Raw genomic sequence first — 22,812 nt, 5'->3', positions numbered from 1 at the left:
GGGTACCCGGTCGCCACCGGGCGCTACGGGCGGGTTCGCGTCCGCGTCGGTCCCGGTACGTTTAACATCGAACTGAACGATCAACTGATATGAGCGTTCGCGGCGACGTCTGGTCGATCTATCGGGAGACGCTCCCGATCCTGTTCGTCGCACTCGGGGGCGGACTCTTCGCCGGGCTGGTTCTCGAGGGACTGCTCGAGAGCGTCGACCGGTTTCCCGGTCTCCTGGTGATGGTGCCGGTGTTTCTCGCGACCCGGGGGAACGTCTACGGGGCACTCGGCGGACGCATCTCGAGCGGACTCCATCAGGGGTTGCTCGAGCCGCGCTTCGAGTGGGACGAGCGCCTCGTCAACGCCGTGTTGGCGTCGGCCATCAACGGCATCGGGATCTCCCTCGTCATCGGCGTCATCACCTGGCTGACGCTCGTAACGCTTGGATGGGAGGTCGCGGCCCTGTCGGAACTCGTCGGGATCATGGTCATCGCCGGCGTATTGACGTCGATCGTGCTGATCTTCGGCCTGCTGGCGCTGATCTTTACCGGGTACACCTACGGCTACGATCCCGACAACCTCGTCGGGCCGATCGTGACGACGCTCGGTGATATCTTCGGCATGCTGTTTCTGCTGTTCGCGATCGACCTCATCGAGGTGATCGGCTAATGGATACCCAGCGGGGATCGCTTGGCACGTGGAACTGGAAACGGATCGTCGCCAGCATGTTTCCGCTGCTCGTTGTCCTCTCGAGTATCGTACTCTGGGCCGGAATCACACTCGAGAGCGCCGAAGCGATGCTCGAAGAGTACGCACTGTTAGCGGTGATGGTGCCGACGATGGTCGACATGGGTGGAAACCTCGGGTCGATCCTGAGTTCGCGGCTCTCGACACGGTTTCACCTGGGGACGACGGAGATCGACCCGCGCGACCGGGAGCTATGGGCGAACGTCATCGCGATACTGGCGCTGGCGGCGACGATCTTTACCGCACTGGCCGTCGGGACGTGGCTGCTCGGACGGGTCGTCGATTCGTCGCTGCCGATGTCGACGCTGCTTGTCATCTCGCTCGTCAGCGGGATGTCGGTTACTGTGATCGCGATCGTCTTCAGCTTCGGGGCGACCTATACCTCGTATCGACTGGGTATCGACCCCGACGATACGACGATCCCGATCGTCACGAACGTCGTCGACGTCTTCGGAATGCTCATCTTCATCGGCGTTTCGGCGCTCGTTCTGGGGGTTTGACTCCGAGCGGACCAGGGACGGCCACCGCGGGACGCGAGCGACACGGAAGCGTCGGCTCTCCGTCCGTCGACCGTCTGACTGACATTCAAGGATAATGGCGTAGGCGTCGAAAACATGCCACGAACGCGACCGCCCACCCACCCCTCGACGAACGCAACGCGCAAAAAGCAGGGAGAGCGATGATCGAACTCCAACGGTCGAGACGGGTTCGGATGGTCGTCCGGGCGCTCGTTCCGGTCACCATCGCGCTCGGTATCGCCGTCCTCGGCGCGTTCGTCTACCTCGAACTCGTCTCCCTCCTGCTCGAGTACGCCGGTTGAGTTGCGGTCGGGGTCAAGCCTGGGCCAGTTCCTCGAACGCCGCCGCGGACGTCCGGGTCCCCTTCGAGATGAGAACGTCCCCGCCCTGTAACTCGGCGTCGCCGTCGGCGACGAGCAGCCACCCCTCGTCGGGCCGGCGGATGGCGATGACCGACATCGTCGACTCGACCTCGGGAACGCCGGCCGTGATCGCGGTGCCGTCGAGTTCGCTTCCCGGCTCGACCGCGACCCGGGTGATGATCTCGTCGCTTTCCTGTACTGCCAGCTGGACGACCGGGTGGACGTCGATGTCCCGGAGGACGCCCTCGCTGATGTCGATCGCCGCGTCGCTTATCACCTCCGTGCTGCTTCCCAGCCGGATCAGCCCGCGAAGGACCACGGGATCCTCCGCGTCGGCGGCCGCCCGGAGCGTCCAGGCCTCGAACCGCGACTGCATGGCGTCGACCTCGACCTCGAGGTTGCGGACCTCCTCTGCCAGTTTCGCGCTGTCGAACAGTACGCTGCTGTAGGCCAGATCGACCGCAAGCTCCGAGAGGTTCTTCATGTGGACGATCGTGTCGACCGCCCGTTCGAGGTCCTCGATACCGGGATCGTCGACGGTCGGCGTCTCGTATTTCTCGCCGGTCAACGTCTCACAGACCTCGCCGATCGCCGGGTCCGGCCCACGGAGGAGCGCGACATCGTCGCTTGCGACGGTCGTGGTCGGGCCGGGATTGAGCAACCACTCGTCACCCCGACGGAGCGCGATCACGCGCACGCCCGTCTCGGACTCGAGGTCGATATCCGCGAGGGTGCGATCGGCGTACTCGGAGGCGGGATCGACGACGCCGCGAACCAGCGTCTCCGCGGCCTCCGGCAGCGCTGCCCGCATAGCCTCCGGAAGCCCCATCTCCTCGAGAACGATCTTCGCGATGTCGCCGGCCGCATCGCTGATCTCGTCGGCGGCGGAGACGATCCCCATCACCGGGGCGAGTTCCTCCGCGTCAGCCGGCTTACGGACGGCCATCATGAGGCTCATCCGCGCGCGGAGCTCGAGGACGTTCATCCGCTCTTCGAGGCGGATGACCTCCTGTGCGAGATCCGCGTTGCGGTGAAGGACCGCCGAGTACGAGAGGTCGATGAGCAACTCCGCGGTGTCTTTCATCTCGACGAGCACGTCCTTGACGCTGACGGGCTCGTACTCGACCGATACCGACGACGCTTCCCCCTCGAGCGGGTCCATACTCCGAAAGACGGGACCCCACGGAAAAAGCGTTTCCCGCGATGGCTGCGACGGCCACCTCGCGTGACGCCGCTTTCCGACACGGTTTTGGACCGGCATGGAGAACCCACGGGCAATGATCGACCGGACGTACTTGCGCGAGAACCCCGACGAGGTCCGCGACGCCCTCGAGAACCGCGGGGCCGACGTCGACCTCGATGCGGTGCTCGAGATCGACGAACGGTGGCGGGAGCTGAAAGCCCGCGGCGACGAGCTCCGTCACGAACGCAACCGTATCACCGAGAGAATCGGCGAACTGGTCGCCGAGGGCAAACAGGACGAGAAAGACGAGGCCATCGAGCAGTCCAAGGAACTCAAAGCGGAGATCGAAGCTGTCGAAGCCGAGGCCGCGGAGCTACAGGACGAACTCGAGGAGCACATGCTCGAGATCCCACAGATCCCCCACGAGAGCGTCCCGCCGGGGGTCGACGAGCGCCACAACGTCGAGGACCGGCGCTGGGGCTTCGACGACCTCCGGGAGGGGCCGGCGGAGGTCACCCCACACTACGAACTCGGCGAGGAGCTGGACATCATCGACGAGGCACGCGGCGCGAAGACCACCGGCTCCGGCTTCTACTTCCTCAAGGGCGACGGAGCCCGCCTCGAGCACGCCCTGATCCAGTTCATGCTCGACGTCCACCGCGAGCAGGGTTACGTCGATCTCTTCCCGCCGGTCCCGATCAACAGCGCGTCGATGCGCGGGACCGGACAGCTCCCGAAGTTCGCCGACGACGCCTACCGCATCGGCGACAGCAACGACGAGGCCTACGACGACGACGACCTCTGGCTCTGTCCCACCGCCGAGGTGCCGGTCACCAACATGTACGCGGATGACATCCTCTTGCAGGACGATCTCCCGCTGAAACACCAGGCCTACACGCCCAACTTCCGCCGGGAGGCCGGCGAACACGGCACCGAAACTCGAGGAATCGTCCGCGTCCACCAGTTCAACAAGGTCGAACTCGTCAACTTCGTCGAACCCGAGAACAGCTACGACCGCCTCGAGGAACTGCTCGGGGAAGCCGAGGAAGTCCTCCGCCGACTGGAGCTCCCATACCGCGTGCTCGAACTCTGTACCGGCGATCTCGGGTTCAAGGCCGCAAAGCAGATCGACCTCGAGGTGTGGGCCCCCGCCGACGACATGGACGACGGCCCCGAACAGGGCGGCCGCTGGCTCGAGGTCTCGACGGCCTCGAACTTCGAGGACTTTCAGGCTCGACGCGCCGGCCTGCGGTACCGGCCCGAGCGCCACGAGTCGGCCGAATACCTGCATACCCTGAACGCCTCCGGGCTGGCGATCCCGCGGGTGATGGTCGCGATCCTCGAGTACTACCAGAACGAGGACGGCACCGTCACGATTCCCGAGGCCCTGCGGCCGTACATGAACGGACAGGAAGTCATCGAGGGTCACGAGAAGGTCGGCGAAGCTGCGCTCGGTGCCGGCGAACGGGAGTAGTCGTACAGTCCGTACCCGCACTTCCAGTTTCGCACCGGTTTGGAGATCGAACCGTTTCGTTCGGGCTACTGAACGACGGTCGCCGACGACTTTTCGAGACTCACTACCTAGCTGCGGAAGCTACGCTCGCAATATGACGACAGAGATGGCGTCATAACCGCCATTCGGCTGTCGAGGAGGATATCGGGAGCGCAACGCTGAATCCGACTCCCGGAAATGATCTACTCGGATACATTCATAGTATTTAACTAATACTACGTCAGGATATAGTATATCGGAGCTTCGGGAGTAGAAACCATCTCCGGGTCCGATCAAGAACTGCTAGTCGATTGATTACAAATACTATAGAGATACCATATATGATCGTATTATGATAGGGGAGGGGGCCGACATCGAAACGATTCGAGCGACCCTCGATCGACTCGAGACAGCGGAGGACACCGAGACGCTCGCGGCGGCACTTGCCGACGCGATCGCCGAGATAGACGAAGACGAGCAGCGAGCGTCATGGGTCGAACGCCTCGAGAGCCTTCACGCTGAGACCGAAACCGAGGGAACTGCCGAGGCATACGGACGGTCACTCGCCGAGTTAGTAACGATTCATGGAGAAAACGGAGCACTCGACGCTATCGCTGACCGAGTAGACTCCCTTCGACAGGTCCACAACGAGTTTCGAACGGAAGCGACTGCCAAACATCTGTCGGACGGGTTGGTGGCCGAAGCGAAGTATCAGCAGCAACTCGAGACGGGGGATCCGGGAACGACTCACTCGAACCTCCAGTTCGTCGACAACGTATCGCGGGAGTTCCCCGGCGAGGAACTCTTCACGCGACTCGCCGCAGCCCTGTGTTGGGCTGCTCGAGCCAGTTACGATAGCGGGGATTACGACGATGTCCGGCGAAAAGCAAACCGAATCGACGGGCTCTACCAGCAGTATCCGACCGACGAGATGGCTTACTGGCTGGTCGAAGGGAAGCATCCGAAGGTCTGGATCGACTGTCACAACGACGCGTTCGAGACCGTCGAACGGGAGATCGAGAAGGTCGAGGAACTCGTCGACGAACACGATCACTCCGATCTCCCCAATCGCCTCGCACACCACTATCGAAACGCGGTCTACGTCCGGTTCGATGCCGATCAGCCACGGGAAGCGGACCGACAACTCGATCGGATCGAATCGTTCTACGAGGAGTACGCCGATTCCAACGGCGTTCCGAGGTACTATGCGAACGCGTTGCGGCGTGCAACGACCTACTACGCCGACGACGGACAGTTCGAGACTGCCACCGAACTGCTCGAGCGACTTGAAACGCTCTACGAAAACCATGAAGCCGATAGCGGGACCACCAAACCGTTCGCACGCGCGCTGGCGACGATCGTCGAGGTACGCACCGGCCGAGACGAACACGAACGTGCACGTGATCGGTTCGAGCGCCTCCGTGAAATAGTGGCCGACGAACCCGATGCGGTTGCATCACCGTTCGGTGAGGCAGTCGATGCGCGAATCGAAGCAGCGCTCGAGGCCGGGAACGTCGACGAGGCACAAGCGATCCTCGAGACGTTCCGGAACGTCGCAGAGGAGTCAGCAGACCGACGGCTCGCAGCCGAACTCCGGATTCGGGTCGCTCTCACTCGCGGGGAATGGGGGTTCGACGAAGATGCCTACGAGGTAACCGTCGAAGAACACGACGACGACGCAGTGACGGTGACCGTCGACGACTGCTTCGGCCTCGAACACCGCGTGACGGTCGAAACGGCGTCGGACGGCATCGTCAAAACACACACTGGAACGGGCGATATTCCGGACAACTGGAACGACATGTCGCCACTTCAGCAGGTACTCGGCGGACGAGTCCGCGGGTTCGCGTACCACTGGATCGATCTGGAAGTCGTGGACGTCATGGAACCACACCACCGGATCCGAAACGTCGAGCGGGCCAAGTCGGTAGTCGAATCGCTCTCTACGAACGAATTCGAGACCGAGTTCGGGACGTACATCGATCAACACGGGAGCCACTTCGCCGACGGCACGCCGTTTATCGACCCCGTCGAGCGACCACTCGATCCGACATCGGTCGACATCGACGAGGCAGACATCCGGTACGAACTATGGATCGGGATCGAAGACGGGGATCTCGAAGCGGTTTCGGACATCCAGATCGCGGTCATCGAGGACGGCGATCGCGAAGTCGTCGTCGAGGCTGACAAGCCGGACGCGGCCGACGGCCTTGCACGTATCACGATGGAACCGCGGCCCCTGTTCGATCCGGAATATGCACAGGACGTTCTCGTCGAGCAACTGACCCGCCAGGTTCGCGATCGGTATATCAGCTACGGACAGGAGCCGCCGGAAGCGGTCCGTCTTCTCGGACCCGGCCGGTACTCGATGACCTCCCTGTACGATCAGAACGACGAACTCCCCGACATCCACGATCCGACGGCCGAGATGCCGGGATACGAGCGTGGCTGGACCGACGACGAATTACGTTCCGAACAGTTGCACAACCACATCCGTCAGTCGTTCATCGAGGAGGCACGACTCGTCAGAGACGCCTACGCGGCGGAACCCGGACTCGAACTGGCGACACCGGAAACGACGGATCCGGACACAACACTCGAGGGGTGAACGGAGATGGAAGCTACCATTACAGCAACCGGAAGACAGGCGGACATCGTTGTACTTGACAATCGAGACCGGAAGCATACGATTACACTCGAGGGCGACGGCACGATTTACGCCCACGAGACCAGCGCCTACCCGAGCGATCCGGCTGATCGAACGCCTGCGGAAAACGAACTCGTCAGGCAAGCACGTCGGTTCGCCAGGTACACGCTGGCCAACGAAGAGGGGGAACTGCTGGCACTACCGCTCGTCGAACATCCGGATCTGCTCTTGACGAGCTATCAGTTGATCGATCACCTCTCGCGTGAACGGTTCGACGAACTGTTTCGAGACATCGCACTCCAGTTTGCGAGTCACACGAGCGACGAGATCACACCGATCACACCGCTTCCAAGAACCGTCGACGAGGACGATTTCGTCTTCTATCGGGTCGATCTCTGGATGGGCCCGTCGGAGGACTTCTCGATGCAAGCGTACAATTCGTACCTCGAGTCGGTGGATCTCGGTATGGTGGAAGGGTCGCTGAACGCACTCTTCAGCGGCAATCAGTTAAACGTCGGAATTGAATACATCAAGAACATCGGAAAGACTGCGGCGACAGAAGGGAGTGAGCCGCTCGATCTACTCAGTTTTCACGCTCGGTCGACTATCCGGCCAGTCGTCGTCAAACCCGACGGAACCGTCATCGAACCGCCAGCCGGGGCTCCGATCAATGAACCACCCACTGCGCGAATCGAACTCCCGCCGTTCGATCCCGGAACCAGACGCGAGTTCCAGGAGTTTCTGGCCTATCACTTCCTCTGTCGTGCACGGGATACGTACCTTGGAATGGGACTTGAGCCGCCACGAGAGGAGGTCAAGGTGCGTGGTCCCGGTATCCACGAGTACACACAGCGGTACCGAACGCTTGACGTATACGAGTCGTACCACGATCCGGACGCCGAGATATCGACCTGGAGTCCACGAGAGATAACACGGGAGTGATCGACGATAATGACCGACCAACGGACACGGACGACAGCACAGAATCACGGGATGACGAACAGACTGCTCACGATGCCGCGACAGCGAACAACCCTGACCTGGATCGCAACCGATCTATCGATGACCACGGAGGAACACTGATGGTCGCAGAGTGGCTCCTCGAGGCGGAAGCGCAACCACCGGAAGTGCCGGCAGACAGCGACATCGCGGATGCGCTTGCGGCGCTCAAACGAAACCCGATGGATACGGACCAGTTGCCGAAGATCGATTCGGGACTGGCAAGTGACGATCTGAGTGAAGTGTACGGGGCGATACGGTGTCTTAACCAACTCGTCGACCACACACCGAATGCCGTTGAGCAACGCCTAGAAGACGTCTTGGAAGCCGTCTCTGAGACCGAAAATAGGTTTTTGGTGTCCGAATATCTGGAGCTAGATGCCTCGTACTGTGAAATAGCCGGAAGCGCGACGGGCGACGTCACGGAATATACCGGTATTATCGGCCCGGAACAGAACCCATCGATTCGAGGGCCGGCGATGGTGAGTCTCTCCTACAGCGTCAAGGAGAACCCATTCGGGTTCAGGCACGTCAACGAGGACGTCGCGACGGCGATCATCGACGCGTATCCGTCGGTTCAGGTCCCAGCCATCCGGACACTTAGACACGCCGTTACGTCGAACACCGGGACCGACGGCGGCGAGTACGTCGACCGATTGACCGAAGCGTCGTCCTCACCCGACGACGAAGTACGGGCAGCGGCCCTCGAGACGCTCGGCGAGATCGCAACCCGTGAACCCGACGCAGTTCGCGACGCCGTCGAGGAGATCGTTGCCGCGCTTGACTCACCCGTCCCGGAGGTACGCTCGAGTGCGGTCGAAACCGCGTACAATGTCTCGCTGTTCAGCCAGGAGTCGCTCACGACCGCGATCCCAACGCTTCTCGAGATTGCGGCGGACGAGACCGAAGACGACGAGATGCGGCTACTCGCCGGATTCGCTGTCGTCTGGACCAGTGCGTACCCCGGCGCGGTAGAGTATATCGATCCGGCATCGGCACTCGAACTGGTCGACGAGGAAGCCGGCAGCGATCTGGCACAGATTGGAGCCTACGCCGTCTACTTGGTCGCCGATGACGATCCATCCGCGGTCGTCGACATCGTTCCGACACTCGTGACACGGCTAGAAACCGATCCGATCAGCCGGCGAGAGGCCCTCGACGACCACGCCGGCGCACTCGGCAACTTAGCCACCGAACGACCCGATGCAGTCGAGTCGGTTGCCGAGACGCTCGTCGACGCGATCGACGAACCTACGTCAGATACAGACATTCTGGGGCGCGAGCTGGCACACATCGCGTTACGAGCACCGGCGGTGGTCGCCGAAGCACTCGATGTCCGCGGCGAAACGAAATGGCCCGAGGACGGTCTCGGTGATCACGGCCTCGCCCCCTGGCTGTGTCGCGGATTGCTGGCCGACGTTACTCCGGGCTACGTCGATCCGGTGTCGGAACGAACCGAAAAACTGATCCAAACCGTTGCTACTGCGCACGAAACCGAGCAAAACGCCGGTGTTGCAGGGGACTGTCTGAAACGGATCGCCCGTACCGCTCCGTCGCTGCTCCACCCATACGTCGAAACCATCGAGGAAGGGTTGTGCCTCGATGCACCCCCACTTCGACGGGATTACGCCGAAGTGCTCGCGATACTCGGTGAACGGGACGCACTCAGACAGCCACCGCTACCCTGTCAAACCCTCGAAGCGGTCACAGAAACCGCTATCGAATCGGTCGATCGGGACCGTTCCGAGCCGTAACGGTCTCCACGAACGATTCGTCGGCACTCGGTCACCAGGTTCGGGACCGATCGCTCTCGCGGGCGGTACACCCCGCATTCGAGTACAGTTATCCCGACCACTCGAGTGAGCTATCGGCGCGCGAAACGGGAAAACGGAATCGGACGCTTAGAGGTAGTCGATCGACGGCGGCAGTTCGAGCTTCATGCCCTTGCGCTCGCGGATCTCCATGATCTTCTCGCGCTGGAGCGAGTCGGACATGACCTCGAAGCCGGCGTTTTCGGTGTTCCAGGAGGCACGACCCTCGGTCGCAGACCGGATGTCGCTGGCGAAGCCGATCATCTCGCCGACGGGCGCGATGCCCTCGACGACCATCAGATCGCCTTCCTGGTACATGTCGTCGACGCGGCCACGGCGGCCCTGAATCTCGCCGGAGGCGGCACCCATGTGGTCGTTGGGCACGTCGATACGGACGTCCTGCATCGGCTCGAGCAGCTTGATCCGTGCATCGATCAGCGCCTTGTGGACGGCCTCGCGGGTCGCGGGGATGACCTGTGCCGGACCGCGGTGGATGGTGTCCTCGTGGAGCTTGGCGTCGTGCAGGCGGATGAGCGAGCCCTGAACCGGCTCGTTGGCCAGCGGCCCGTTATCGAGGGCCTCCTCGAGCCCCTCGATGACCAGTTCCATCGTCTCGTTTAAGTGCTGGATACCCTTCGTGTCGTCGATGAGGATGTTGGTCCCGTGGATGTGTTCGACGTTCTGGGACGTGTCCTTCTCCATGCCGGCGTCCTGCAGGGCTTCGCGGCGCTCCTGCTCGGGCATGTCCATCGTGGCCTCGCCGCGTTTGACCGTCTCGACGAGGTCGTCGCTCATCGGCTCGACGGAGATGTAGAAGCGGTTGTGGCGGTTCGGCGAAATGCCTTCGACCTCGTCGCTTGCTTCCTGGGGAGCCTCGCGGAAGACGACGATCGGCTCACCGGTGTTGACCGGGATACCCTGGTTCTTCTGGATGCGCTGGGTGATGACCTCGAGGTGGAGTTCACCCTGCCCGGAGATCAGGTGCTCGCCGGTGTCCTCGTTGATGTCGATCTGGATCGTCGGGTCCTCCTTGGAGACCTGCCGCAGCGTCTCGATGAGCTTCGGCAGGTCGTCCATGTTCTGTGCTTCGACGCTTTTCGTGATGACCGGCTCGGAGATGTGCTCGATCGACTCGAACGGCGTCATCTCCGTGCTCGAGACCGTCGAGCCGGCGATGGCGTCCTTGAGACCGGTGACGGCGGCGATGTTCCCGGCGGGGACTTCCTCGACTTCCTCGCGCTCGCCGCCCATGTAGATCCCAACGGACTGGACGCGGTTCTTGCCCGCGGTACCCGACACGTAGAGCTCCTGGCCCTTCTCGAGGGTGCCCGAGAAGACGCGGCCGGAGGCGACTTCGCCGGCGTGGGGGTCCATCGCGATGTCGGTGACCATGAAGACGACCTCGCCGGTCTCGTCGACCAGGCGCATACCCTCCGCGAGTTCGGTGTCGTCGTCGCCGCGCCAGATACGCGGAATACGGCGGGGCTGTGCGTCGACCGGGTTGGGGAAGTGCTCACAGACCATGTCGAGCACGACGTCCGACAGCGGGGTCTTCTCGTGGAGTTCCTGGCGCTTGTCGGCGCGCTCGAGTTCCATAATCTCGGCGAAGTCCATCCCGGTCCGTTGCATCGACGGCATGGAGACGCCCCACTTGTAGAGGGCGGATCCGAATCCGACGGTACCGTCCTCGACGGAGACGGTCCAGTCTTCGACGTCGTCCATGTCCTCGGTCATGCCGCGGATCAGTTCGTTGACGTCGCGGATAACCGAGAGGAGACGCTCCTGCATCTCTTCGGGCCCTTCCTGCAGCTCGGAGATCAGGCGGTCGACCTTGTTGATGAACAGGGTCGGCTTGACGCCCTCGCGCAGCGCCTGTCGCAGCACCGTCTCGGTCTGGGGCATGGCCCCTTCGACGGCGTCGACGACGACCAGCGCACCGTCGACGGCACGCATCGCGCGGGTGACGTCGCCGCCGAAGTCGACGTGGCCCGGCGTGTCGATGAGGTTGATGAGGTGGTTGGTCCCCTCGTACTCGTGGGTCATCGACACGTTCGCCGCGTCGATCGTGATCCCACGTTCCTGTTCGTCCTCCTCCGTGTCCATCGCGAGCTGTTCGCCCGCGGTCTCGTCGGAGATCATGCCGGCACCGGCCAGCAGGTTGTCAGAAAGCGTCGTCTTCCCGTGGTCGACGTGAGCGGCGATGGCGATGTTCCGGATGTTCTCCGGTTCGTCCATCAGCCGTTCACACTCTTGGACGATCTTCTTGCGTCGGCCCATATACCCCTCATTACCGGTACCGGGGTCAAAAGGGTAGTGTTTCTCATCCGGCGTATGGACCCCTCGAACGTGGCGAACGTCCACTTTGCGCGAGTGAATAGCACGCAAGTTATCGAGGCGATCGCGCCTATCCGAGTTTCGTCGGCTCGAGGCCGTCAGCCGTCGATGACTGGAGATCGACCGTCAACAGTCCGGCGGCCGTTCGACCGTAAACTCCTCGTCGAAGGAGTGCAACGACATCACATCCTCGCCGTCGCCGGTTCCGACCCCCGTGGGCGTCATCTCGACGCGGACGATCCGCCCGTCGTCGTCGCGGACGTAAACCGTCTGGGTGGGTTCGCCCATCACGGGACCGTCGGTGTCCCACGCCTTGCGGGTCTCTTCGGTTGAGAACTCGTAGACACGGGCGGTTTCGCCGTCGAGTGACGTCGTCTCCGCAGCCTCTTTGCCGTCGACGATCTCGATCGTGTTGTCGTAGAACCCGCTGAACGACCCCATCCCAACCGTAGAGAGTTCCTCCTCCGAGAGCGTACGACAGCCGTCCTCTCTACTGCTGTAGAGTCTCCCGTCGATTTCGGCCCATTCCGTCCGGTATTCGGTTCCGTTCATGTCGGTCGTCTGCTCTACGTACCAGTCGCCGCTGTCGGCCACGTATCCGGAGGAAGTCGACGCGACCGACATGCCCCCCATTTCGATCGACCCTTCCCCGTCGAAGGCATACGACGTGACGGACGCGAAATCAGTTCCGCCCCCGCCCGTGGTACTGTCGCCGCCGTCTTCGTCATCGCTCGCAGTGAGATCGGTACATCCCGCAACCGCGACCACAGCCATACTGCCGCCGACCGCCCGCAGCGTCCGCCGGCGAGTCGTCTCCGCCCTGTCGGTTCGTTGTTCCACCATGTGCTAGCTACCCGTTCAGTCGGGCAACGATCGGATAATTTTTTCTGTGTCCCCAACCGTTTAAACCCCGGCCGCGGACGGCGGTTCCCGACTCACCGCTTCTGCATTCGATCGGGAGAACGGCGGGCACGGCGGGCTCGCGTGATCGAACGGACGCAAGAACCTTAGGCTCCGAGCCCCTGTTATCGCTACACATGGATCTTCGCGTGAAGGGGTCGGGTCCCGCCTCACCGTTTCTCAGCGCTCGCGACCTCTTCGAAACCGAATACGATCTCTCCCTGCCGGTTTACGTCCAGTTGCAGGACGACCCCGACGAACGAACCTGGGCCGGCCACCACGAGGATCGCCACGTCCTGAACATCTCGAGACAGGCTGCCTCGAGCGCCATGGCCCGCGAACTCGCCCTCCACGAGTTCGCTCACATGGCCAGATACGAGCAGGAACACCCGTCGCATACCCAGTCGACGGAGGAGGTCCTCTTTCTCGCGCTCGCCGGGAAAGAGGTCGAGCGGCGAAAGCTGGCGCACTGCTACCAGATCGCAAACCACATGAAAGACATCTACGCCGACGACATCACCCTCGCCGTCGGCCCCGGAGAGAAACTCCTCTCGTACCTCGAGTCGAGCCTCGCGATGGCCGTCGCCGATCGGCCAGAGACGCCCTCCCATCCGGGCCTCGAACGTCTCTCTGCGAGTTCGGACCCCGAGATTACGGCCGTGAACGCGGCGTTTGCGGTGGCGCTTGCGGAACGACACGATCTCGTCGACGAGTCCCATCGCCTCTATGATCTCGCGCACGCGGCCGCGATGGACGCCCCGACCGTGGCGTTCGAGGAGTTCAAACATCGATTCCGTGAACTGGCGCGCGAACCCGATACAAGCACTTACCGACAGGTGCTCGTCGACGCGACGCGATCCTACGTCGGCGGGGAGGGCGTCGCGGCGGACTGACTCGGTCCGCCCTGCCGTGATCGAACCGTCATCCGACACCGGGACGGAACGCTATCGAGCACCGTCGAACGAAAACGGTCTTCGATCGGCAACCGACAGTCCCGCTCGAGGCGGTCGCTACGAACATCTCGAGTCGGATCGAAAACAGAGAGACGAAAACCGCGTTAGCGTGCAGCCGCCGCGACGCGCTCTTTCTCTTCTTTTTGACTGACCGCGTAGGTCTGGACGTCGTAGTTGGCCGCGCCGATCAGCTGGCTGGCGATGGCCTCCTCGACGGACGTGGCGGTCTTGAACGAGTCGTTGTGAACGCCTTCGGCGAGGAACTTCAGTGCCTGGTCGACCCGACGCTGCGGGGCGACGTCGACGGCTTTCGGGACCGAGATCCCGCCGTATTTCAGGCGGACGGTCTCCTCACGCGGGGCGGAGTTTTCGACGGCCGTCACGAGCACCTGAACCGGGTTTTCTTCGGTGCGTTCGTGGATCAGTTCGAACGCTTCACGGACGTAGTTGAGCGTCTTCTGTTTCTTGCCCGTGTTCTCCTCGGTCTGCATCAGGCGGTTGATGAACCGCTCGACGATCGAGATCTGGGACTTCTTGAACTGCTTGCTGGCGTGTCGACCGGCGGTGTGTGCGACCGGCGTCACGGTGATGTACCGCTCGGTCGAGGGGTCGCCGTACTCGATTTCGCCGATCTCCCATTCGCCGAACAGCTTCGCGGAGACGTCCGCACCGCCCGCAGGGGCGTCCGGATCGGGTTGGTCTTCTGCTGCCATGATTATCGCACCGGTTTTTCAGCGTTTCCGCGGACGAGTTCCTTCAGCGCGACGCCGTTGACCTTGTCAACCTTGTAGTTGACGCCCGACAGGTCACCCATCGCGCGACCCTTCGCACCGCCGATCCCGGCGATGGTGACTTCGTCGTGCTCGTCGATGAACGAGATCGCGCCGTCACCGGGACAGAACGCGGTAACCTGCTTCCCGTTTTTGATCAGCTGCACCCGGACGCACTTTCGAATCGCCGAGTTAGGCTGTTTGGCTTCGATGCCGACCTTTTCGAGTACGATACCGCGAGCCTGCGGAGCGCCCTCGAGCGGATCGGACTTCTCGCGGAGGCCCCGTGCGCGGCGCGCGTAGTCGGAGTCGGACCACCGCTGCTCCTGGCGGTCCTTCTTGAGCTTGCGCGCGGCGTACTTGCCGTTTGCCATAGTACCCGTCGCTATCCGACGAAGGCACTTAAACGACCCGTTTCGAGTCGACGTTACGGCTCGAGAGCGCTCGATGGGGGTCGACGAGGCGATCTGAGATCGTTTCACGGCCAAGCGACAGCTCTCGGGCTGTCCGCCGGGACGACTCCCCACGCGAACGGCAGGTTCGGAGCGAACGATCGGCCACGGCCGTCGCCCGCCGATCGCCCCAGCCTCGAACCGTCGATGGCACACGTACCATCAGATATTATAATTAACTAAAAGTTATTAGTCAGATGGGGCGCATTCTGCACTCGTTATGACCACGATTCCGACGGTGTTCGTCACCACGTCCTGGTTCAAGCGACTCGTTGGGCTCTCCGACGAGGAGGCACAGTCCGGTGATGGCTCGCCAGTAGTTGCGGATCGAATCGGATTCGACGGATCGCTCGAGGACGCCGAAGTGATCGGTCGGAGCCCCCAGTCGTATATCGCCGCAGGCGAATCGGTCTCGTCGTTCGTTGGGAAACAGATCACCAGCAAACTCGCCGAGTACGGACTCGAAGAGATCGAGCCCGACGAGTGGTATCCGCTCGAAATTCCGCTCGCCATGCTGTACGATATGCGCGACGAGTACGGCGGCGTCAGAATGCGAAATATGGGACAGAACGTCCCCGAACACGTCGAATTCCCGCCGGAGCTCTCCGAAGTCGACGAGGCGTTAGCGTCGATCGATGCGGCGTATCACCAGAACCACCGCGGGAGCGAGATCGGTTCCTACGAGTTCGAGACAGAAGGGCCCAACGAGGGAGTGATGATCTGTGAGAACCCGTACCCCTGCGAGTTCGACAAGGGACTCATCAAGGGCGTCGCAAAGAAGTTCGCCAACAACCCCGTCACGGTCGAGGAAGTCGGCGACCAGTGTCGGTCCGACGGCGACCAACACTGCGAGTATCACGTCGAGTGGATCTGATCGCGTCCACGCGGTAACTGACCGTCGCCGATCGACCGTTCTCCCCGCAGTTCCGTTGCTCGAGGTATCCGTCAGTGGCGTCCGGATATCCTGCCAGCACGCGTCGTTGTACCGACCGATTCCAGCCCACCGGTGTCGCCGAACCTGACGGTCCTCGAGCCGTGCGACGATCCTCGGGCTGGAACCCTCACCCAGTCTGATGACTGGGCGGCTCCACAGCCCAGCGCGTGCCGACTCAGTACGGATACTCCCTCGGTTCGCGCTGGATCGAAATCCACTTCAGCGTCGTCAGGGTCTCGAGGATCCACTCGTCGTTGTACCGACCGATCCCCGAGGCACCGACGCCGCCGAACGCGACGTGGGGTTCGTCGTTCAGCGGCTGATCGTTGATGTGGACCATCCCCGTCTCCATCGCGTCGGCGACGTCACGCGCCCGAGCGACGTCCGTCGAGTGGACCGATCCCGACAGGCCGTACTCGGTGTCGTTGGCGATCCGAATCGCCTCCGCGTCGGTTTCGAAGGGGATGACCGGCGCAACCGGTCCGAAGTGCTCGTTACAGGCGACCGGCATGTCGCTGGTGACGTCGGACAGGACCGTCGGCTCGACGAACAGGCCGTCGTAGCTGCCGCCGGCCTCGACCGTCGCACCGCGGTCGATCGACTCCTCGATGAATCCGACGATCTTGTCGCGCTGGCTCTCGTTGATCACCGGGCCGACGAGCGTCCCTTCCTCGAGCGGATCACCGATCGGGAGCTGTTCGGCACGGTCGGCAAGTCCCGCCACGTACTCGTCGTACAGTGATTCGTGGACAACGTGTCGGTTGATCGAGATACACTCCTGTCCCTGGTGGGTGAACGACCCGAACGCGCCGGCGTCGATCGCCCGCTCGAGATCGGCGTCCGACAACACGACGTGGGCGTTGTTTCCGCCCAGTTCGAGCGCGGGTTCCGTGTAGGATCCGATGGCACGCTGGCCGACGCCCCGTCCGACTTCCGAGGATCCGGTAAACGACATCACCGACGGAACCGAGTGCCCCGAGAAGTGATCGCCGATCTCGTCGCCGTAGCCGGGGACGACGTTTAAGACGCCGTCGGGGAGACCTGCCTCCTCGAAAACCTTCGCGAGCACGAGCCCGCCCGTCAGCGGGGTGTGCTCGTCGGGCTTTAGTACCACGCTGTTGCCCAGCGCGATGGCGGGGGCGACGACGCGGCTGGTAAGATACAGCGGGAAGTTCCACGGCGTGATGACGCCGACGACACCGGCCGGTTCGCGTACGAGCAAGTTCTCCTTGCCCGGGGTAACCGAGTCCTTGCGGCGGCCGCCGTCGCGCATCGCCAGTCCAGCGCCGACGTTCATCGTCCCCTGTGCGAGCTGGATCTCGAAATCGGCTTTCAACTGGACACCACCGCACTCGACCGCGAACAGCGTCGTGAGGTCGCCCGCGTACTCGCCCAGCAGTTCGCACGCCTCGGACACGATCGCAGCACGCTCCTGCGGTGGTCGTGTCGCCCACTCGGATTGGGCGTCCGCCGCGATCGCGTATGCCTCGTCGACATCGTCCTCGGTCCCCTCGGGAACCGTCGCCACGATCGCCCGCGTCGCTGGGTTTTCGACGGCGATCGAATTCCGATCGCCGGCCGGAACCCACTCCCCGTCGAGATAGAGGGCGTTCCACCCGTTTTCCGGCGCGATGCCGAGTTCGTCTACGTCCCTCTCACCGGCGGATAACTCACTCGTATCCGTCATACGACTGCTCCTATCATCGGCAGTTGATTATTGTTTTGGTTGTGACATTCAGAATGAGAATATACAATATCAGATCATAAAAACCCGTAAAACGCCCTGTACTCGCTAATTGCTAGTTTTATTAATATCCAATATGTATAAAAGACATAAAATATATTCATTCTGTTAGCTCAAATTTATGGAGGTTAGGAAATAACACAATCGCCGGTTATGATAACAGTCGAAAAACGGGGCGAGGTTTTCGTGACGCCACCGGAATTCAGCAGTTGACAGACTAGAGAGCGACGAAGGAGTTAGTGACACGTCCCGATGGCAAGAGTAACGACTCCCTGTATTCGTCCGACTCGAGCGGGAGAACGGCCGGCGTATCCAAGAGAAGGGGATCGGATTTCGGTGCGGACTCGAGAGCGACTCAGTGAAGGGAGAGAGAATCGACGCGGCGCCGATTAGAGCAGTTGGATGTCGTCGATCGCGAAGTGACGCTTTGCAAGCCTGCGTGCGGCGTCGATCGTCCGGCCGTTCGAACCGATAGCGACGCCCCGATCGTCCTCCGCGACTTCGACGTACGCGACGGTGTCGTCGTTCTCGCTGATTGTCACGTTGTACACCGCCGCAGGCGCGAGCGTGTTCGCAACGAACGCTTCCGGGTCGTCCGCGTCTTCGACGAGCCGAACCGGAACTCCGACCCGCTCCTGGTATTGCGTGACGGTTCGACCGTCGGGGCCGATCGCCTCTCCCATCCGGCCGCTCGAGACGACGATCAACAGCCGCTCGGCGTCGGTGTTCGAACCGTTCGTCGCGTCGTCGGTTCCGTCTCCGATGAGGAGACAGTCCTGCCCGGGTACACCCGTTACGTCCTCGAACGCGGCGAGGTACTGACGGGCGTCGTCGTCGAGGGTGACCGGCATCGATCAGTCGGCCTGACCGCCGGAGCCGGGACTCGTCGACCCCATCCGAAGGTCGACGTCGCCGGTACCGAGCTTGATCGGCTTCCCGACGATGACGTTCTCCGTGACACCGTCCAGATCGTCGACTTCGCCGTGGATCGCGGCGTTGAGCAGGTGGTTGACCGTCACCTCGAACGCTGCACGGGCGAGTACGGATTCCTTCGATCCCGAGATGCCGTGGCGGCCGATCGATTCGATCTCGCCGCGGTTGGTCATGATGTCCGCGACCAGCATCAGGTGACGGACGTTGACGTCGTCGAGACCCTGTTCGGCCAGCGTGTTGTTGGTCTCCTCGATGATGGCCTCGCGGGCGGCCTCGATACCGAGGTTGCGGTGGATCTCGTGGATGTTGTTACACGTCGTCCGCGAGGCGTCGACGCCCTCGATCTCCAACACTTCGCCGAAGGCCGACCCCTCGGTGTAGAGGACGAACTCCTCGCTGCCGTCGTCCATCTCCTCGCGGCGGATGACGACCCGTGAGATGTCCTCGATCCCCTTGAAGGTGATATCGCGCAGTTCCTCGACGAGCTGGAGCAGATCCCGGTAGGAGGGTTCCTCGGGACCGAACTCGATCTGGGTTCCCTGCTGGACCGTCTTCACGCCGAGGTTGTCCTCGATGATCTCGGCGACTTCCTCGGGCGTGATCATTCGCTCGCGGAGGGTGTCCTCGTTGAGCGAAATCTGGACCCGCATGTCCGCGACGTTCGTCGAGACGTCACCCAGCGCGAGGATCTTGGTCGCCTCGATGTTCCAGACGACCTCGTGGGCCTTCTCGCGTTCGGTTGCGTACTCGTCCTCGAGGTGGACCGTCATCATCGGCGTGTCGGGGGTCTTCCGGGCGTCGACGAGTTCGATCAGCCGCGGCAGCCCCTGTGTCACGTCGATTTCGGCGACGCCGGCGTAGTGGAACGTGTTCATCGTCAGCTGCGTCCCGGGTTCGCCGATCGACTGGGCCGAGACGGTGCCGACGGGATCGAGCGGATCGACCCGCGTGTCGATGTACCTGGCTTCGACGGCTTTCGCCAGTTCGTCGGCGTCCTCGACGGTAACGTTCGCGCGGTCCTCGAGCGTCTCGTACACCTCGTTTTTGAGTCGCCGCGGCAGGTTCGTATCCTCGACGACCGCGATGGTATCGTCGTCGACGTCGTACTCGATTTCAGTCATCGGAGGTCACCTCCGTCCCCTCGAGCAGTCGATTATCCGCATGCTCCGAGAGGTTCGTCGGCTCGGTCGTGGTACCGAGGAACTCCTGTTTCGCTTCTTCGGAGTCGAACTCCGAATCGAGGACGCGATCGGCGATCTGCTCGACGTCGATCTCGTTTTCGTCGCCCGAGGACACCTTGACCGGCGAGGTGCCGTCCTCACCGAACTCGAACTGGACGATCGTGTCCGAGGTGTCCCGAACAGTGCCGTCGTACTGGGTCTCGAGTTCCGAGAGGGCGTTGATCAGCCGACGCTGCAGGTAGCCGGACTTCGACGTTCGGACTGCAGTGTCGACCAGCCCCTCGCGGCCACCCATCGCGTGGAAGAAAAACTCCCGCGGGGTCAGCCCGGAGGTATAGGAGTTCTCGACGAAGCCGTGTGCTTCCGCCGAGAGATCGTTTGGCTCGTAGTGGCTGAGGGTCCGATCCTCGTAGCCGCGGTTGATCCGTTCGCCACGAACGGCCTGTTGGCCGACACAGCCGGCCATCTGAGTTAGATTCAGCATCGACCCGCGGGCCCCGGAATCGGCCATGACGACGGCGGGGTTGTCGTCGGTGAAGTGTTCGTCCGCGATGTTCCCCGCATTGTCACGCGCCCGCGAGAGCGTCTGCATGATCTTCATCTCGAGCGTCTCGTCGATCGTCCGGCCCGGCAGGCTCTCGAGTTCGCCGCGTTCGTAGGCCTCGATGAGTTCCTGGACCCGATCGTAGGCGTCGTCGATGGTCTCGTCGATGCGGGACTGGGCTTCCTCCGGAATCGTCTCGTCGTCGATCCCGATCGAGAACCCGAAGTGCATGATCGCCCGCATCGCGAGCGTCGAGACCTCGTTGATGAAGATCCGGGCGCGGGTGTTGCCGTAGATCTTCGTGATGGTGTCGACGATCTCGCCGCCGAACTCGCCGACCTCGTCCTCGGCGATGGTCCCGTCGATGAGTTGCCCGTCCTCGATGACGACATCGTCGCCGATGGTGCCCGTGAACTCGAGGTTCAGATCGTCGGGCAGCAGTTCGGAGAAGACGTCGTACCCGGTCCAGAACGGCTGTCCCTCGTCGTCGATGCCGCTTGGCTCGGGCAGTTCGTCGATCCGGGTGGCCCGCAGCAAGTCCAGCGCCTGCGTCTCGTTGAACCGCGGGTTGTCGTGGGTCAGCAGGTACATCCCGGAGATGTGGTCCTGAATCGCGCCGATAATGTTCTCGCCGAAGCGAGGGCTTAGAATTTGTTCCTGCACGCGCATGAGCACGCGCGCCTCCGCGCGAGCCTCCTCGTTCTGGAGGGCGTGCATGTTCATCTCGTCGCCGTCGAAGTCGGCGTTGTAGGGCGGACAGACGACGGTGTTCAGCCGGAAGGTCTTGTACGGCATGACCACGACCTCGTGGGCCATGATCGACATCCGGTGCAGCGACGGCTGGCGGTTGAAGATGACGATGTCGCCGTCGATGAGGTGGCGGTTGACCTCCCAGCCGGCCTCGACCTTCTCGGCGAGTTGCTCGCAGTTCTTCTCGGTCACCTTCAGGCGACGGCCGTCCGGCCGCCGAACGTAGTTGGCACCGGGATGGCCCTCGGGGCCGTTGGAAACGAACCGCCGGGCCTCCTCGAGGTTCCGCTCGGTGACGTTCATCGTCTGGGTCATCTCCTTGGCGACCCGATCCGGAACGCCGACCTCGTTGAGCGAAAGCGTCGGGTCCGGCGAGATGACGGTCCGGGCCGAGAAGTTCACGCGCTTCCCGGATAGCGACCCGCGGAAGCGGCCCTCCTTGCCCTTCAGGCGCTGAGAGAGGGTTTTGAGCGGCCGTCCCGAGCGGTGGCGGGCCGGCGGCGTCCCCGAAATCTCGTTGTCCATGAACGTCGTGACGTGATACTGGAGCAGTTCCCAGAGGTCCTCGATGATCAGCTGGGGAGCCCCGGCTTCGCGGTTCTCCATGAACCGCTGGTTGATCCGGATGATGTCGACGAGTTTGTGCGTGAGGTCGTCCTCCGAGCGTTGCCCGTTATCCAGCGTGATCGACGGTCGCGCCGTAACCGGCGGCACCGGGAGGACGGTGAGGATCATCCACTCGGGACGGGACCGGTCGGGATCGATGCCGAGAACCTCGATATCCTCGTCCGGAATGTCCTCGAACCAGTCCCGGATGTCGCTCGGCATCAGCTTGTTCGTGTCCTCCTCGGTGAGATCGATGTCGAGTGCCTTCTCGATGGCCTTTCGCTGGCTCTCGCGCGGGCGGAACGAGCCCGAGAGGATCTCGTTGACCCGGCTGAGTTCGATCTCGGTCTCCTCGGCGAGTTCGTCCGGGGACATCCGCTCGCCGTCCTCCTCGCCCTGCATCGCCGCGGCGATGCGCTGGGAGTACTCGCTGGTCAGTACCTGCTGGACCTCGTAGTAGGTGGTCGGCTTCTCGTGGTCGATGTCGTACTGGATTTCGCCACAGAACGGACACCGGTCCTTCTTCCGGGCCTGCCGAATGGCGGCCTTGGTGACGTCGTTGAGGTCGCGGCCGAGTTTGCGCGATTCGTCGATCTGGCCGCGGAACTCCTCGCGCTCGTCCTCGGTGAGCAACAGCTTCGAGCACTCCCGACACGTCCCACGCAGGAGCCGCCGAATGAGTTTCGTGAACCCGACATGGATAACGGGAGCTGCCAGTTCGATGTGCCCGAAGTGGCCGTTACACGACCCGGAGTGTTTGCCGCAGGTCTTGCACTCGAGGCCGGGATCGATAACCCCCAGACGCGGATCCATCAGCCCCATGTCGATGGGGAACCCGTCGTCGTCGTAGGTGTCGGCGGTGATGATCTTCGTCGCGCTCATCTCCCGGTACTCCTCGGGCTCCATGAGCCCGAAGTTGATCGATCCGATGTCTTTTGGTGTGGTGTTTCGCATGGTGGTTG

19 protein-coding genes are annotated in these 22,812 nt (G+C 62.5%); 10 read left to right on the top strand and 9 right to left on the bottom strand.

The features are described 5' to 3' along the window. The first annotated feature begins 89 nt into the window (after window positions 1-89). The 3 genes from TX80_RS06590 (at window position 90) to TX80_RS19345 (ending at window position 1,557) form a co-directional block, all read left to right on the top strand. Window positions 90-659, top strand: coding sequence for a magnesium transporter (locus TX80_RS06590; protein WP_049922343.1), 570 nt, complete (start codon window positions 90-92; stop codon window positions 657-659). Further along, window positions 659-1,237, top strand: a complete 579-nt coding sequence (locus TX80_RS06585; RefSeq protein ID WP_049922342.1) for a magnesium transporter — start codon at window positions 659-661, stop codon at window positions 1,235-1,237. Before TX80_RS06590 ends, TX80_RS06585 begins: the two co-directional genes overlap by 1 nt. Window positions 1,238-1,416: 179 nt before the next feature. Further along, a complete protein-coding gene (locus tag TX80_RS19345) occupies window positions 1,417-1,557 on the top strand; it encodes a hypothetical protein (RefSeq protein WP_195893048.1) in 141 nt (46 codons plus the stop codon). Between the two features lie 13 nt (window positions 1,558-1,570). On the opposite strand, the gene TX80_RS06580 is transcribed toward TX80_RS19345, so the two are convergent. After that, window positions 1,571-2,779, bottom strand: a complete 1,209-nt coding sequence (locus tag TX80_RS06580) for a potassium channel family protein (RefSeq protein WP_049922341.1) — start codon at window positions 2,777-2,779, stop codon at window positions 1,571-1,573. Between the two features lie 115 nt (window positions 2,780-2,894). Here TX80_RS06580 and serS point away from each other — a divergent pair, with 115 nt between their 5' ends. From serS to TX80_RS06560, 5 genes are all read left to right on the top strand, one after another. Next, window positions 2,895-4,274: a serine--tRNA ligase gene (serS, locus tag TX80_RS06575; RefSeq protein ID WP_049922340.1), complete on the top strand. Its 1,380-nt coding sequence runs from the start codon at window positions 2,895-2,897 to the stop codon at window positions 4,272-4,274. A gap of 370 nt (window positions 4,275-4,644) precedes the next feature. Further along, window positions 4,645-6,900: a tetratricopeptide repeat protein gene (locus TX80_RS06570; RefSeq protein WP_049922339.1), complete on the top strand. Its 2,256-nt coding sequence runs from the start codon at window positions 4,645-4,647 to the stop codon at window positions 6,898-6,900. A gap of 6 nt (window positions 6,901-6,906) precedes the next feature. Then, a complete protein-coding gene (locus TX80_RS06565) occupies window positions 6,907-7,881 on the top strand; it encodes a hypothetical protein (protein ID WP_049922338.1) in 975 nt (324 codons plus the stop codon). 9 nt (window positions 7,882-7,890) lie between these two features. Beyond that, window positions 7,891-8,022 carry a hypothetical protein gene (locus TX80_RS19940; protein WP_268258133.1) on the top strand — a complete coding sequence of 44 codons (132 nt, stop codon included), beginning with the start codon at window positions 7,891-7,893 and terminating at the stop codon, window positions 8,020-8,022. Beyond that, a complete protein-coding gene (locus TX80_RS06560) occupies window positions 8,022-9,692 on the top strand; it encodes a HEAT repeat domain-containing protein (protein WP_049922337.1) in 1,671 nt (556 codons plus the stop codon). The genes TX80_RS19940 and TX80_RS06560 overlap by 1 nt, the downstream gene beginning before the upstream one ends. Before the next feature lie 147 nt (window positions 9,693-9,839). Here the strand turns inward: TX80_RS06560 and TX80_RS06555 are convergent, their stop codons facing one another. Continuing rightward, window positions 9,840-12,026 (bottom strand): elongation factor EF-2, encoded by a 2,187-nt coding sequence (locus tag TX80_RS06555; RefSeq protein WP_049922336.1) that lies wholly within the window; start codon window positions 12,024-12,026, stop codon window positions 9,840-9,842. A 183-nt stretch (window positions 12,027-12,209) separates the two neighbouring features. Beyond that, the gene (locus tag TX80_RS06550; RefSeq protein ID WP_049922335.1) at window positions 12,210-12,926 is read right to left on the bottom strand and encodes a hypothetical protein; all 717 of its coding nucleotides are present in this window, start codon (window positions 12,924-12,926) and stop codon (window positions 12,210-12,212) included. 194 nt (window positions 12,927-13,120) lie between these two features. Here TX80_RS06550 and TX80_RS06545 point away from each other — a divergent pair, with 194 nt between their 5' ends. Next, window positions 13,121-13,876: a DUF5781 family protein gene (locus TX80_RS06545; protein WP_049922334.1), complete on the top strand. Its 756-nt coding sequence runs from the start codon at window positions 13,121-13,123 to the stop codon at window positions 13,874-13,876. A 164-nt stretch (window positions 13,877-14,040) separates the two neighbouring features. On the opposite strand, the gene TX80_RS06540 is transcribed toward TX80_RS06545, so the two are convergent. Together TX80_RS06540 and TX80_RS06535 are read right to left on the bottom strand one after the other, a co-directional pair. Next, on the bottom strand, window positions 14,041-14,649 hold the full coding sequence (locus TX80_RS06540; protein WP_049922333.1) for a 30S ribosomal protein S7: 609 nt from the start codon (window positions 14,647-14,649) through the stop codon (window positions 14,041-14,043). A 2-nt stretch (window positions 14,650-14,651) separates the two neighbouring features. After that, entirely contained in the window at window positions 14,652-15,080 is a 429-nt protein-coding gene (locus tag TX80_RS06535; protein ID WP_049922332.1) for a 30S ribosomal protein S12, read from the bottom strand. Between the two features lie 298 nt (window positions 15,081-15,378). Here TX80_RS06535 and TX80_RS06530 point away from each other — a divergent pair, with 298 nt between their 5' ends. Further along, window positions 15,379-16,032 carry a 4-vinyl reductase gene (locus TX80_RS06530; RefSeq protein WP_049922331.1) on the top strand — a complete coding sequence of 218 codons (654 nt, stop codon included), beginning with the start codon at window positions 15,379-15,381 and terminating at the stop codon, window positions 16,030-16,032. Between the two features lie 235 nt (window positions 16,033-16,267). Here the strand turns inward: TX80_RS06530 and TX80_RS06525 are convergent, their stop codons facing one another. From TX80_RS06525 to TX80_RS06510, 4 genes are all read right to left on the bottom strand, one after another. Next, window positions 16,268-17,779, bottom strand: a complete 1,512-nt coding sequence (locus TX80_RS06525; protein ID WP_049922330.1) for an aldehyde dehydrogenase family protein — start codon at window positions 17,777-17,779, stop codon at window positions 16,268-16,270. Window positions 17,780-18,225: 446 nt separating this feature from the next. Next, window positions 18,226-18,687 (bottom strand): NusA-like transcription termination signal-binding factor, encoded by a 462-nt coding sequence (locus TX80_RS06520; protein WP_049922329.1) that lies wholly within the window; start codon window positions 18,685-18,687, stop codon window positions 18,226-18,228. 3 nt (window positions 18,688-18,690) lie between these two features. After that, window positions 18,691-19,890 (bottom strand): DNA-directed RNA polymerase subunit A'', encoded by a 1,200-nt coding sequence (rpoA2, locus tag TX80_RS06515; RefSeq protein WP_049922328.1) that lies wholly within the window; start codon window positions 19,888-19,890, stop codon window positions 18,691-18,693. Further along, entirely contained in the window at window positions 19,883-22,804 is a 2,922-nt protein-coding gene (locus tag TX80_RS06510; RefSeq protein ID WP_049922327.1) for a DNA-directed RNA polymerase subunit A', read from the bottom strand. The genes rpoA2 and TX80_RS06510 overlap by 8 nt, the downstream gene beginning before the upstream one ends. Window positions 22,805-22,812 lie beyond the last annotated feature (8 nt).

The sequence above is a fragment of the Halopiger djelfimassiliensis genome, from assembly GCF_000455365.1.
Classification (GTDB): Archaea; Halobacteriota; Halobacteria; order Halobacteriales; family Natrialbaceae; genus Halopiger_B; species Halopiger_B djelfimassiliensis.
The sequence above is the reverse complement of the archived record's forward strand: the minus strand, read 5'-3'. Positions and strand labels throughout refer to the sequence as shown.